This is a genomic window from Anaerococcus porci (assembly GCF_034090325.1).
GTDB lineage: Bacteria > Bacillota > Clostridia > Tissierellales > Peptoniphilaceae > Anaerococcus > Anaerococcus porci.
This window is the reverse complement of record NZ_JAXDSU010000005.1, coordinates 1-13,633: the sequence shown is the minus strand read 5'-3', so window position 1 is coordinate 13,633 and position 13,633 is coordinate 1. Positions and strand designations below refer to the sequence as shown.

At 28.4% G+C, this 13,633-nt stretch carries 12 protein-coding genes; 5 read left to right on the top strand and 7 right to left on the bottom strand.

Annotation, left to right across the window (positions count from 1 at the left end):
* Nucleotides 1–3: 3 nt before the first annotated feature.
* Nucleotides 4–651 (bottom strand): YigZ family protein, encoded by a 648-nt coding sequence (locus SOR60_RS00660; protein ID WP_320594954.1) that lies wholly within the window; start codon nucleotides 649–651, stop codon nucleotides 4–6.
* Nucleotides 626–1,861: a GTPase HflX gene (gene hflX / locus SOR60_RS00655; RefSeq protein ID WP_154541138.1), complete on the bottom strand. Its 1,236-nt coding sequence runs from the start codon at nucleotides 1,859–1,861 to the stop codon at nucleotides 626–628. Before hflX ends, SOR60_RS00660 begins: the two co-directional genes overlap by 26 nt.
* Before the next feature lie 167 nt (nucleotides 1,862–2,028).
* On the opposite strand from hflX, the gene SOR60_RS00650 reads away from it, so the two are divergent.
* A complete protein-coding gene (locus tag SOR60_RS00650; protein WP_320594953.1) occupies nucleotides 2,029–4,950 on the top strand; it encodes a transglycosylase domain-containing protein in 2,922 nt (973 codons plus the stop codon).
* 36 nt (nucleotides 4,951–4,986) lie between these two features.
* Here SOR60_RS00650 and SOR60_RS00645 read toward each other — a convergent pair whose 3' ends face one another.
* The 3 genes from SOR60_RS00645 to SOR60_RS00635 form a co-directional block, all read right to left on the bottom strand.
* Entirely contained in the window at nucleotides 4,987–5,493 is a 507-nt protein-coding gene (locus SOR60_RS00645; RefSeq protein WP_320594952.1) for a P-loop NTPase family protein, read from the bottom strand.
* A 50-nt stretch (nucleotides 5,494–5,543) separates the two neighbouring features.
* Complete coding sequence (gene thyA, locus SOR60_RS00640) at nucleotides 5,544–6,407, bottom strand: thymidylate synthase (RefSeq protein ID WP_320594951.1); 864 nt, start codon at nucleotides 6,405–6,407, stop codon at nucleotides 5,544–5,546.
* A 67-nt stretch (nucleotides 6,408–6,474) separates the two neighbouring features.
* Nucleotides 6,475–6,720, bottom strand: a complete 246-nt coding sequence (locus SOR60_RS00635; RefSeq protein WP_154541146.1) for a GlsB/YeaQ/YmgE family stress response membrane protein — start codon at nucleotides 6,718–6,720, stop codon at nucleotides 6,475–6,477.
* Nucleotides 6,721–6,892: 172 nt separating this feature from the next.
* Here SOR60_RS00635 and SOR60_RS00630 point away from each other — a divergent pair, with 172 nt between their 5' ends.
* From SOR60_RS00630 to SOR60_RS00620, 3 genes are read left to right on the top strand one after another with little or no spacing between them, the layout of a single operon-like run.
* Nucleotides 6,893–7,606 (top strand): response regulator transcription factor, encoded by a 714-nt coding sequence (locus SOR60_RS00630; RefSeq protein WP_154541148.1) that lies wholly within the window; start codon nucleotides 6,893–6,895, stop codon nucleotides 7,604–7,606.
* Nucleotides 7,587–8,900: a sensor histidine kinase gene (locus SOR60_RS00625; protein ID WP_320594950.1), complete on the top strand. Its 1,314-nt coding sequence runs from the start codon at nucleotides 7,587–7,589 to the stop codon at nucleotides 8,898–8,900. Before SOR60_RS00630 ends, SOR60_RS00625 begins: the two co-directional genes overlap by 20 nt.
* Before the next feature lie 45 nt (nucleotides 8,901–8,945).
* The gene (locus SOR60_RS00620; protein ID WP_320594949.1) at nucleotides 8,946–10,313 is read left to right on the top strand and encodes a hypothetical protein; all 1,368 of its coding nucleotides are present in this window, start codon (nucleotides 8,946–8,948) and stop codon (nucleotides 10,311–10,313) included.
* A 45-nt stretch (nucleotides 10,314–10,358) separates the two neighbouring features.
* On the opposite strand, the gene SOR60_RS00615 is transcribed toward SOR60_RS00620, so the two are convergent.
* Together SOR60_RS00615 and SOR60_RS00610 are read right to left on the bottom strand one after the other, a co-directional pair.
* Nucleotides 10,359–11,411 carry a TIGR04086 family membrane protein gene (locus SOR60_RS00615; protein WP_320594948.1) on the bottom strand — a complete coding sequence of 351 codons (1,053 nt, stop codon included), beginning with the start codon at nucleotides 11,409–11,411 and terminating at the stop codon, nucleotides 10,359–10,361.
* Between the two features lie 314 nt (nucleotides 11,412–11,725).
* Entirely contained in the window at nucleotides 11,726–12,658 is a 933-nt protein-coding gene (locus SOR60_RS00610; protein WP_154541156.1) for a hypothetical protein, read from the bottom strand.
* 189 nt (nucleotides 12,659–12,847) lie between these two features.
* On the opposite strand from SOR60_RS00610, the gene wrbA reads away from it, so the two are divergent.
* Nucleotides 12,848–13,438, top strand: coding sequence for an NAD(P)H:quinone oxidoreductase (wrbA, locus tag SOR60_RS00605; protein WP_154541158.1), 591 nt, complete (start codon nucleotides 12,848–12,850; stop codon nucleotides 13,436–13,438).
* Nucleotides 13,439–13,633: the final 195 nt, after the last annotated feature.

Sequence of the window (13,633 nt, the reverse complement as noted above, 5' to 3'; positions counted from 1 at the left end):
CTCCTAATTCTTAAATAACATAACAATTTCTCTTTCTTCTATTTTTATGTTAGCACTTGTCATGTCTATTAATTCATTTTTAAAATCTTCAAATTTATCATATTTTATATAAAGTCTTATTGATACATCTTGAAGATAATCCTTATCTATAATAATATAATTTCCTTCATTTAGGAAATTTTCTATTATTCCAAGTAAAGTATAATTAAAAGTAATTTTACTGTCTATATATCTTCTTCTATAAGTAATATTTCCTTCTATACAATCTGCTACACCCTTAGTATAGGCACGTACAAGCCCTCCCTTGCCAAGTTTTTTACCTCCAAAATATCTGCTTACAACACATACCACATTATAAACTTTTTCTTTCTCAAGAACTGATAACATAGGAAGTCCAGCTGATCCTTGTGGCTCACCATCATCAGAATACCTTTTAATTTCAGGCTTTTCATTTATGATATAGGCATGACAATTATGACTTGCATCCTTGTAATTTTTCTTTATTTTTTCAATAAAGTCTAAAGCCTCAGCTTCTGTCTCTACATATTTAATATTAGTAATAAAGGTGGACTTTTCTATCTCAAATTCATCAATGATTTCCCCTTTTATAGTTTTGTAATCTTCACTAATTTTTTTTGATATATCTCTCATACTTATTATAATCTTTCTTTGAAATATTTAGCTTGAGAACAATCCCATCGTTATTATAATCCTTATTGTCTACATCATAATTTGACATTATATAATCTAAAATTTTCCCATCCTTATATGAAATTTCCATAATAACTTTTATATATTCTTCTTTAATTAAATCAACTATTTTTTCCTTAAGTCTAACTATATCATTTTTATCTCTTGCTGACATATAGATTTTCTCAGCCTTTGCTCTATTAATTAATATATTCATTTTGTCATCTACAATATCAAGCTTATTAAATACATAAAGAATTTTCTTTTCTCCTACATCTATATCATCTATAGCCTTATCTATTGTTTTTAGCTGAGTTTCAATATCATATGATGAATCAATAATAACCAAAAGCATATCAGCAAATTTTATCTCTTCTAGAGTTGTTAGAAATGAATCATTAAGTTCCTTGGAAAGATTATCAATAAAACCTACTGTATCTGTTAGTGTTACTTTTGTATTTGAAAAATCAAGTCTTCTTGTTGATGTATCAAGAGTAGCAAATAATAAATCATCAGAATAAACATATTTCTCTTTCCCATATAATTTTAGCATTTGGTTAAGAATTGTTGATTTTCCTGCATTTGTATATCCTAATAAAGATATATTTAAAATATCTTCTCGACTCTTTCTGTTGACCACTTTTGTCTTCTCTAGATTCTTTAATTTCTCTTCAATTGATCTTATATCTCTTATTATAGCCCTCTTATCTGTTTCAAGCATGGTTTCACCTGGTCCCCTTGTACCAATTCCACCAGACTGACGAGATAGATAAGAAAACCACTTGTTAATTCTCGGAAGTTGATATTTTAACTGAGCAAGTTTTATCTTTAACTTACTTTCTTTTGTATTAGCTCTTTGGGCAAATATATCAAGAATTAAAGTAGTCCAATCTACCACATGAAGCTTCATCTTCTCTTCTAGATTTCTAAGCTGACTTGCTGAAAGTTCTACATCAAATACAACAGTTTTTACATCAAGCTTTTTTGCTATATCTTCTATCTCTTCGACCTTACCACTTCCTATGTAATAGGATGGATTCACTTTATTTATAACTTGGCTAATCTTTGCAACAGACTTAGCACCTGCTGTATTTATTAAAGATTCAAGTTCAAAACTCTTATTTGGATTCTCTTTTTCATTGTAAACATTAACTTGTATAACTTCTTGCATAAATTTCCTTTCTTTAATAAATTATACATTTTTTTGGCTTATTTTAAAGATAGACAAAATTCTATTATCAAAATATGTAATTTTATAGATTAAATACTTAAAAGATGATAAAATAATAGTGTAATTCTATTATTTTTAAAGATAAGACTTTAAACAAGGAGGTCAAAATGAATAAAAAAGTCTCCCCTATAGTTTTAAAAGTTTTACTTATTACAATACTGGTTTTAATCGGTCTAGGAACAGTGTTTTCTGGACTGATAGGTGGTGGAATTCTACAAGTTATGAAAAAAACCCCAGATATAGATCCAGAAAATATAAAATATGAAATGAGTGAAAATTCTACTATAGTTGATAAAGACGGAAATGAGATAGACTCTATTAGAACTAGTGAAAATAGAGAGATAGTTGATTTTAAACAAATGCCTGAACATTTAAAACATGCCTTTATAGCTGTTGAAGATGAGAGATTTTTAAAACATAATGGTATAGATCCAATCTCTATTATAGGTTCAGCTATCCAAAATTTTAAAAGTGGTTCTATTGTAAGAGGTGGTTCAACCTTAACTCAACAGTTGGCAAGAAATACATACCTTTCCAACGATCAAACATATGAAAGAAAGATTAAAGAAATTTATTTAGCCTTAAAAATTGAACAATATTTGAGTAAAGATGAAATTCTTGAAGCATATATGAACAGAGTTTTTCTTGGGCAAAATTCTTTTGGTGTTCAAGCCGCTAGCAAAACTTATTTTTCAAAAGACGTATCAGAGCTTACAATTGCAGAAGCAGCTGCAATTGCAGGTATAGTTCAATCTCCAACAGAATACGCATTATTTAAGGCTGTTCCGACAAGCGAAGTTACAGATGAAAGAGTTTTTGGAGAATTTTCTATAGATGGACAAAAATATTCAGCAGTATATAACGAAAAGCCTTTTGAAAGACAAAAGTATGTACTTTCAAAAATGCTTGAAGAGGGCTATATATCAGATAGTGAATACAAAGAAGCCTTATCAGAAGATGTAGCAAGTAATATTAAACCACCTGAAGATAAGTCTCCACTTATGGCCTCATACTTTAATACTCTTTTAGAAAAACAAGTTGTTAAAAAGCTTCAAGAAACCCTAAACATTGGAGAAAGACAAGCCTGGGATAAACTCTACTATGGCGGGCTTAAAATTACTACTACTGTAGATAATGATATGCAAAGTAAACTTGAAGATGTTTATGAAAATTTTTCAGAAAGCATTCTAGGTAATACACAAGGATGGGGTTCAGCTCCTTTACTTGACTTAAGATATGATAATTGGGGAAATATAGTTAAAAACGATGGAACTTTAATATATTATGCTAAAAGTAATGTTATGAATGATAATAATGACTTTACTATTTCAAGTGATGAAGCTTACTATGATGAAAATTCTAATTTGATTATAAATTCAAATAAAATTAGCCTTAATAATACAAACCTTGTATTTAAAGATTATTACAGTTTGGATGATAAAAACTCCAACTTAAGAACTCATAAAACAGGATTTGTTAAATTTCCATCCAACGAAAACATAAGAGAAAATCAAGATGGATCTATTCTTATATCAGCCTCCTACCTTAAAAATCATAATGATTTTGTATGGCAAAATGAATCTGGATCATTTTCTTTTAATAAAGAGTATTATGATACAGACCTAGAAGGTGTTATACAACCTCAATCATCCACAGTGGTAATTGATCAAAAAAATGGAGAAGTTAAGGCTATTATGGGAGGTCGTGATCAAAAGGGACAAAAAATATTAAATAGAGCAATAGATCAGCCTAGACAACCTGGCTCATCAGTAAAGCCTTTAGCAACCTATACAGCTGCTCTAGATCATGGATATAACCTGGCTACAGGTATAGATGATGTTCCATTTATGAAGAATGAAAATGGAGAAATATGGCCTGAGAATGTTTATAGGTCTTATAAAGGGATTGTAAGTCTAAGGGATTCCTTGGTTTATTCTGTAAATACAAATGCTGTAAGAACTCTAAAAGATATAGGCATTGATACTTCAAAGAAATATTTGAAAAATTTTGGTCTTATAAAAGAAAATGGTGATGATAATTTCGTTACAAAAGAAGAAGATTCACAAAAAAATGATGAAAACCTTGCAGCTATGGGACTTGGAGCTATGACAAAAGGTCAATCAGTTCTTGATATGACAGCAGCCTATGCTGCCCTTGCTAATAATGGTGAGTATATAGAACCTCTAACCTTCTCAAAAATTGAAGATAATCAAGGAAATATAATATTTGATGAAAAAGATAAGAAGAAAAATAAGGTTACAAGTCCTGAAACAGCCTATCAAATGACATCTGCTCTAATGTCTGCTGGAAAAAACTATGGAACAATTAACTTATATGGAACAGATTATGCAACAAAGACAGGAACTAGTGATAATAATATAGACTTTTGGTGTATAGGATACACACCTTATTACACAGTTGGAGTGTGGATGGGATCTGATAATCAAAACATATCTCTTAACTCTTATTCTACTGATAGGACTGCTTTAATGTGGGGAGTTATAAATAATAGGATACTCCATGACTATAAACAAGCTTCATTTGAAGAGCCTAGTGGAATTATACACGCTAAGGTTGACACTATAAGTGGTAAACTTCCTACCCAAGCATCTTACGCAGATCCAAGAAATACCGTAAAAGATGAAATCTTCTCTAAAGATAATTTACCAACAGAACAAGATGATGTCCACGTTTGGATCTTAGTTGATACAAGAAATAATCTACTTGCATCAAATAAAACTCCTAAAAACTTACAAGCAAATAGGGCCTTTATAGATAGGAAGGGAAGCTATGATCCAAGCAAGTGGAATGGAATTTTACCTGAAGACTGGAAATATTCTATACCTCAAAAGTACTCGGATCTTGGTTATGTTGAACCTAAGCCTAAAGACGATAATAAATCTAATAATGGAAAAAAACAAGACGATAAAAATCAAAATAATCTAGAAAATAAAGATGGTCAAAATCAAGATGAAAAGCAACAAAATAAACAAAATCTTGAAGGAGAAAATCAAAAAAATAATAATTAAAAAATGCTGTTGTAGGAACTTCCTACAGCAGCATTTTTATCCTATTGTTTCAAGAAACAAATCTTTTTTGTTGTCATTATCTATAATAACAATTCTTTTTTCAAGCTTTAACTTGTTTAGCTTATCTAAAATTTTGCTTCTTTCAGTCCTATCAAAATTAAGTAGCCAAGAAATATATTCTTTATTAAGCTTCTCAGTCCTATCAAGAGATGGATCATCCTCATCATTTTTCTCAGTAAGAGATCTTTTTACTGATCTTTTCAAGTTTGATACAGGTGGAAAATCTAAATAAATTATAGTATCACTTGCATCTAGTCTTATATCTAAAGTTTTTGGATAATAACCATCAAATATAAAAGAATCCTCATTTCTTATAATATTTTCTTGTATTTTTAGAAACTCATCTTCAGATATGTGTTCCTTTTCATTTTTCCACCAAATCTTATTAAGGTAGTATACCTTAATACCAAGCTTTTCGCCTAGTTTTTTGGCTAAAGTGGATTTTCCGGATCCTCCGGAACCAATTATAGTAATTTTCTCCATAATTCCTCCATAACAAAGAAACTATACTCATAGCTTTTAAAATTTCAAGACTATAAGGCTATATCTATATCATACTTAGTTTGATCAGGATAGTAATCTTCTAATTTAAAATCATCAATAGAAAAATCTTTAAATTCCTTAATATCCTCATTTATTAAAAGCTTAGGATTATTCCTAGAATCCGGTTTAATATTAATAATCTTTTTAATACTTGGTATATGTTTCTTGTATATATGATAATTTTGAATAAAATGAACAAAATCCCCTGCTTTATATCCAGTAACCTGAGAAATCATTCTTAAAAGAACATAGTATTGAAATGCATTAATTCCGCCGGGAGCCGCAGCCGCAAGAAAATCCCCACTTCTTTGAATTAATGTTAAATTCAAATAACCTCCAGTAACAGTCCACATAGTTAAAAATGCACATGGAATAAGGGTCATTTCACTCATATCATCTACATCTATTAAATTAATAATAAGTCTTCTATTAAGAGGATTGTTTTTAAGCTCACTTATAAGTCTATCAATTTGATTTGTAATTTTCCCTGTTTCAGGAGACTTAAATTCTTTATTTATTTGATATCCATAAGCCTTACCTAAGTTTCCTTTTTCATTTTTCCAAGAATCCCAATAATTTACCTTGTACTTGTCTTTAAGTAAATCCACATCATTAGATCTATCTTGGTAAATCCATAATATTTCCTTAATAGCTGATTTCCAAGCAATCTTCCTAAGACTTGTTAAAGGCACTTCTCCTTTCTCATATCTTACAAATTGTTGAGGAAGATAGAGAGTATAAGCATTCTCTCCATTTTCCCAAACTGGCCTTACATCCTCATTAAGAGATTCTTCATCATAACCATTATTTAATATATCTTTTGCTATTTTTATATATTTGTCGTTTACATTCATAAAATCACTATACTCCTAAAAATCATTTTAAAAAAATCGGCCTAAGCCGATTTTAATTTCTTAAAAGTTATTTATTTTTACCAGTTATTGCATTATAAATGAAAATTAGTACAACTGAACCAATAACTCCAGCTATAATGTCACCAATAAGTCCAGTACTAGCAATATTTAGAAGACTGAATATCCATCCTCCTATTACTCCACCTATTAGACCTACTATAATATTTGCTAAAGCTCCCATTTGAGCATCAGTTTTCATTATCATACTAGCGATCCATCCGCATAAAGCACCTATAATTAATGAACCTATCATAATTCTTCTCCTTTAATTAATACTATACCTTAAAAAGCAAAGCTAATTAAGTGTTTCTTTTTGTCTTATTATATATATACCCACTTTTTTGCAATATACATAATAAAAACGCAAATATTTCATATAGTAAAATAAAATATACTAGGGTATAAAAATAATAGAGGTGAATTAGATGAATAATATTAAAATATTAATAATAGAAGATGAAGCTGGAATTTCAAAGATTATAAAGTCATATCTAGAAAAGGAAGATTACGAAGTTTACCAAGCATATGATGGTGAAGAAGGCTTAAAAATTTTTCAACAGAATGAAATAGACTTAGTCTTACTCGACTTAATGATTCCAAAAATATCAGGAGAAGAAGTAATCAAAGAAATTAGAAATAAGTCTGAAATACCTGTAATAATGGTTACAGCAAAGGTAAATGAAGATGATATAGTAAATGGTCTAAAACTTGGAGCTGATGACTATATGACTAAGCCATTTTCTCCTAAAGAATTAATTCAAAGGATAAAAACAGTGCTTAGAAGAATTGAAAAATACAATATACCAAGAGCTGATATTATAAAAACTACAGATGGAAGACTTGAAATGGATCTTGAATACAACAGATTTTTTAAAGATGGAAAAGAAATTTTTTTAACCAAGAATGAATTCCAAATTATTAAGACACTTTTTTCAAATCCAAATAAGATATTTACTAGAGAAGAAATAATTGAATTAACTTTTGGTTATGATTATGATGCCTATGATAGGGCAATTGATACCCACATTAAAAATATTAGACAAAAAATTGAAGATAACCCTAAAAAACCTACCTATATTAAGACAATCTATGGAATGGGATATAAGTCAGGTGGGATAGATGACATCCTTAAAAAATAAAATAATTAAAAACTTTGTTGCGGGAATTCTTGCCTGTATTCTTGTTTTTTCTATAGCTATATCTTATCTTTTAGGAATCTATACTAAAAATTTCCTTGATACAACAGAGTTTAGGAGACCATCTGAGATAAAAAAAGAATTTGAACATTTATTAAAAAGTGAAGATCCAAATAACTTTAAAGAAAGACTAGATTGGTTTTCTAAGAATTTAAATGTAGATATAGAAATCTTAAATAAGGATAATGAAACTGTTATGATTTTTAAGGGCAGAAAATCTGATCATAAGTCAGGAAAAACTCAATCCTATGAACTTTATTCGCCTAATCTTAATGACTATATGGCACAGCTTATAGTGACATATGATTCAGGAGAAATGGCTGCAAATGAACTTTTAAGTAATTTTAAAAATTCATTACTCATAGCTATTGTAATTTCTGTTTCTATAGGAATTTTAATAGCTTTAATCTTATCTGATAACATTACAAATCCTATTAAACAAATCTCTGATGCAACTATAAAGATTAAAGATGGGGATTATAATATAAAACTTAAAGATAGTCAGATAATAGAACTTGAAAACTTACAAAATAATATAAAATATCTCTCAAGCAATTTGAAAAATCAAAAAGAATTAAGAAAACAATACGCCCAAGATATATCCCATGAACTTAGAACTCCTATTACAAATTTACAATTATATATAGAAGCCATAAAAGATGGAGTTATTGAAGTTGATGATGATACACTTAAGTCAATTCTTGATGAAATATTTAGGCTTGAAGGTTTGGTAGTAAATTTAAATAAGTCTTTCGATGATAATACTGAGTATGTAAAAATCAGAAAGAAAGAATTTAATCTTTCAACACATCTAAAGTCAATCCTTGATACTATAAAACCAAGGTTTAATAAAGAAAACATTGCTTTGGTTGAAGATATAAAGGACAATGTAGTAATCTTTTCTGATAAGGATAAAATAACACAAGTAATACAAAATATTATCTCAAATGCTATCAAGGCTATAGATAAAGATGGACTTATAAAAATATCTTTAACTGATGATAAAACAAATATTTATATAGATATAAAAGATAATGGAGTAGGAATAAGTGAAGATAGAAAAGAAGTCATTTTCGAAAGATTTTATAGGATTGATGATGCAAGAAATACCAAACTAAATGGACATGGACTAGGCCTATCAATAAGTAAAAACTTTGTAGAAAGTCTCGGTGGTAAAATTAAACTCAAGTCAAAGCTTGGTAAAGGCACTACTTTTTCAATAATTTTACCTAAATAATTTGGGAAATATTACAATATTTGTTATATTATTTATAGGTGAACTATGAAAAGAAAAAAAAATTTATCATCATCAAGACATAAAAACAAAAGAACAAGAAAAAAAGATATAAGAATAAGCTCAACTAAAAAAAGAGATAAAATAAGAAGGAAAAAAAAGAAAAAAACCTATATGAGAAGGAGGTTAGTCCTTCTTCTTATTTTATTTTTAATAATTTTCCTTATATTTAGGTTTGTATATGGATTCTTTAACCAATATAAAAATTTTGATTACCCTGAATTTAGAAATCAGTTTCTAGAATCAATTACACAAAATGTATTTGTTGCAAATACAGATGGTAGATCCCTAACAAGTTCTGAGAAAGAGAAAGATTTTAAAAAGCTTTATGAAACTATAGTTAGAAATCATGTTATAGATAATGATAGTGAGGAAGCTTTTAAAGAGTTCTCGGACTCCTATGATTCCAATTTCAATAAAGTAAAGGAGTCAAAAACTGACCAAGAATTTTATGATATAATAGATTCTTATTTAAGCATACTTTCCGATAATAGGACAAAAATCCTAGATAAAAAATCATATGATATGCTTTTTGACTATTATAAGGAAGATAAAAACTCTCCAAGAGCTAAAATTTTAGGAAATAGTCAAGTTGTAAATAGGTATAAGAGACTCATAGGAAAAAAATCAAATCTTCCTAAAATTAATATTAATGAAAACGGGTCTATACTTGAAATAACAATTCCTGCCTTTAATAGTATGAATTTAGAAGAAGATATGAATAAGATAAAAGATATCCTAAAAAAGAATACAAATATAAAAAATGTTTACTTAGATTTTTCGGATAATGAGTCCACAGATGATAAGTACGCCTTTAGACTACTTTCTCTTTTAATTCATGATGATTATCAAAAGGAAAAACTTGTCTTTTATAGAGGAAATCTTCTTAAGGAAAACCTAAGTTTTATGAAGGAAAATAAAGATAATTTAAATATATCATCATCTTTTATGGAAAACCCCTCCAGTAAGTATCCTGAAAAACTTGATTATATAAACAAAGACTATTATATGTATTACGACACTATTAATATAGATATTAAAAAAGATAGGGATCTTGAAAATAAAAATATTTTTATTCTTGTAAATGAAAATACTAAAAACTCCCCTATTACCCTAACACATCTTCTAAAAGAAACATCCAAGGCATATGTTGTTAAAAATGCCTTAGATAGTGAAACTAGTAAAAATGATAGAATTAATTATCTACGAAGTGATTTTTTTAATCTTGATTATTCAGGACTTGTAATTTCAATAGATGATTCATATGAACTTGATGAAAATGATAAGTATCTAAAATATGATCAAAAAATAAATACAGACAATCCAAAAACTTACGTACTTGAAAATATAAAATAAAACAAAGAAAAATCCTGAAATATTCAGGATTTTTTCAATCTTAAATTAATATTTAATCATATATTCTTCGCCAAGTCTTGCGACATAAATCTCTATACCAAGACCAATTATTAGAAATAAGATTATTAATGCCGTTGCAAATGATGCTTTATTTATAGTGCTTTCAGTACCATTTTTAACATCTTTTATAGCCTTATCAGCTTCTTTATTAGTTTGATTCAAAGCTTCTTTAGCATTTGTAATTTGTTTACTTGCTTCTTTAGAAGCTGTTTCTAAACCATTGAAAATATTATCTACTGCTTCTTGAGATTTTTGTGCTGTTAGGTTGGAATTTTTATAAACTTCTTCTTGAATAGTTTCCTTATTAATAGAATTTGTAATATCTGTTGCTCTCTTTTCAAGTGAATCAGAAAGATCTTTTAAAATTTTATCTTTATTTTCTGGATTTGTTAAAAGTTCCTTTCCAGCGTTTGATATTTCAGCTTTTACTTCATTTAAATTCTTTGTTATAAATTCTGGTTGTAGTTCAGCTATATCTGTTTTAGAAAAAGTATTCTTGATATTTTCTTCAAGCTCTTTTGTATCGACACCAGATATAGAATCAGCAACACTTGATAGGACATTTCCTCTTGCATCTCCTGCTGTACTTATAACAGAATCAGCCACTGTTTGAACCGGTTGTTCTGCAAGACCTAAAGCTTGTACTATTATTGTTGTTATTAGTGAAAATAGAAGAATAATTGAGAGAGCCCAACTCATAAATCCATGTAGTAACGGTTGTCCTTTAGAAAAAGCACCTGTTATAAAACCTGAAACTATAAACGAAATTAAAAGTATTATCACAGTTGCAATTGCAACTCCTATTTCAGTTGATGATAGTGAATTTTGGTTATTTGGAGAAAAAATCCCAAGTCCCAACGCCCAAACTAATAAACTTAAGACTATAAATACAGCTGAAAATGATATTGCACCTGCAATTATTGCACTCCAAGAGATTTTATTGTCTTTTAAACGATTATTTGTAGCTCTTACCCTTCTGCTTTCTCTTGAATCAGAAGATTTTCTTTGACTATTTTTGTCGTCACGTCTTTCAGTCATTATATTCTCCTTTTTACTTATAATAGCCTATTATTATTTATTATACCTTTACATTTTATAAGCAAAAGCAAATATTATATATTCCAAAATATATTTCCAAAATGCTTATATATAATTCTTGAATTTATTAAAGAAAATAATCTCCAAAAAATTAACTATATTAAACTATGAAACTTAAGAATATATTGGTATTATAAATCTTACAAAAATTTAATAAAAGTAGCTCAACGAAGTCATATAATTTCTTTTTCCATCATATATCCCTTTATTTTCTATCTTTTTTAATATTTTTTATAAACAAATACATTAATATATTAATTTTTATTTCTATTTATATATTGATCTTGAACTAATTCAATTTCTCTTATCATATCTCTTCCATTGAGCATCTTCTTGATATTTTTAACATCTAAGATTAATACATTTCTAAATATAAGCTCGTTTTTAGATTCATCTTTTAAAAAAGAAGAATTTATGACAAGGACTGGTCTTATATCATCATCCCTTATATTTTTAATATCGTCAGCAAGCTTATTAGCAAATCCTTTGTCAATATCTCTTTGTCTTTTGTAATTTCTAATCTCTATTGCATATTTTTTATTTTTCTTTTTTGCAAATAAGTCAAATTTATTGCTTCTTTCATAATCTTCTTGATATGGTTCAACCCAATAAGAAGAGTTTCTAAGAGCCTTCGAAATTAGTTTTTCATTAGTTAAATCCTCATTAATTTCTCTAAGAGCCCTTAAAAGATTTTTAGGCTTTATTTTAAAAATTGCAGTAGTTTGAATTTCATCTTTTCCTATTATCTTTTCATCAAATCCTATCATAAGATCATTTACTATAGTAAATGACCCATGGGCTATAGCATTTCTTATATGCCTTAGCATAGATTCAGTCTTGGTCTCATTATCCGATTGGGTTAAAATAATCTTTTGGGTATTGATACAAATTCTTTTCCTATATTCATTTGCTAAATCCTCATCTATTTTATCAGTAAAAAGACAATCCTCATCCCTAAGTTCCATATAATTCATTATTTCTATAAAAGTATAAAGATCATATTCCATATTAGAAACTAGTTCGTTAGATTTTGATTGAATAGATGATATATCTGGCACGTACCACAAAAGATATGCTATTGCATTTACCATGTCATCTGTCATTTTGAGAGGTATTTCCTTATGTATCAATGAATATTCTACAGGTTTTCTACACTTGTCTTTTTCAAATTTATCAGTTAATTCCATATCTCATCCTTTTTTTATTTAAACTACTTCTCTTTTTCTATTTTTACCCAAAATTTCAAAAGTAAAGCTTGCTTTATTAAGATATAAATAAAAGTTAATTAATAAATAATGTTTAGAATTCCTGAATATGGTTATATTTATAATATCACTAGTTAGAGATAATTTTTGAAATAAAAAGGAGAATAAACAATGAAACTTGCAATAATATACTATTCACAAACAGGACACAACTTTCAAATGGCTAAATGGGCTAAAGAGGAAGCTGAAAAAAATGGAGCAGAAGTAAGACTTCTAAAAGTTAAAGAAACTTTAGATGAAAGTTTAGCTGAAAATAATCCAGCTTGGAAAAAATACCTTGATGAATCAAAATATATAGAGGAAGCTACATCAGATGATTTAATATGGGCTGATGCAATTTTGTTTTCAACACCAACTAGATTTGGAAATGTAGCAAGTCAACTTAAAGCATTTATAGATGCACAAGGTGGTATTTGGGCTCAAGGTAAACTTATAAATAAGGTGGTTTCTGCTATGTCATCAGCACAAAATAACAATGGTGGTCAAGAAGGAACCATCAAAGCAATCTATACAACAGCAGCTCACTGGGGTGCAATAATTCTTCCTATTGGATATACTGCAGATGAAGTTTATACACAAGGTGGAAATCCATATGGAGCAAGTGGTACAGCTACAAATGATGGTTTTGCAAACGACCTTGAAGGTGCAGTAAGAGTACAAGCCAAAAGAGTTGTTGATGTAACAAGTAAACTAGTTGACTAATAAAAACGCAAGATAAAGCTTGAAGATTAAGTGATAATTGTATTTTGTAATTATCGGGTCTGTAAATAGTTTTGTGTATCAACCTAAATCCTGATCAATGGGTAAGGGTTGATACAATTTTTTATGTATCAATATCTGTCCATTCCTATAGGGATGGAGCTTATCTTAATTTTATACGAACTTAATAAACTGTCA

Coding starts and splice junctions, on each gene's coding strand:
- SOR60_RS00630 (WP_154541148.1), top strand. CDS start 6,893: ATGAATAATATTAAAATATTAATAATAGAAGATGAAGCTGGAATTTCA.
- SOR60_RS00610 (WP_154541156.1), bottom strand. CDS start 12,658: ATGGAATTAACTGATAAATTTGAAAAAGACAAGTGTAGAAAACCTGTA.
- SOR60_RS00615 (WP_320594948.1), bottom strand. CDS start 11,411: ATGACTGAAAGACGTGACGACAAAAATAGTCAAAGAAAATCTTCTGAT.
- hflX (WP_154541138.1), bottom strand. CDS start 1,861: ATGCAAGAAGTTATACAAGTTAATGTTTACAATGAAAAAGAGAATCCA.
- SOR60_RS00625 (WP_320594950.1), top strand. CDS start 7,587: ATGACATCCTTAAAAAATAAAATAATTAAAAACTTTGTTGCGGGAATT.
- SOR60_RS00635 (WP_154541146.1), bottom strand. CDS start 6,720: ATGATAGGTTCATTAATTATAGGTGCTTTATGCGGATGGATCGCTAGT.
- SOR60_RS00660 (WP_320594954.1), bottom strand. CDS start 651: ATGAGAGATATATCAAAAAAAATTAGTGAAGATTACAAAACTATAAAA.
- wrbA (WP_154541158.1), top strand. CDS start 12,848: ATGAAACTTGCAATAATATACTATTCACAAACAGGACACAACTTTCAA.
- SOR60_RS00645 (WP_320594952.1), bottom strand. CDS start 5,493: ATGGAGAAAATTACTATAATTGGTTCCGGAGGATCCGGAAAATCCACT.
- SOR60_RS00650 (WP_320594953.1), top strand. CDS start 2,029: ATGAATAAAAAAGTCTCCCCTATAGTTTTAAAAGTTTTACTTATTACA.
- SOR60_RS00620 (WP_320594949.1), top strand. CDS start 8,946: ATGAAAAGAAAAAAAAATTTATCATCATCAAGACATAAAAACAAAAGA.
- thyA (WP_320594951.1), bottom strand. CDS start 6,407: ATGAATGTAAACGACAAATATATAAAAATAGCAAAAGATATATTAAAT.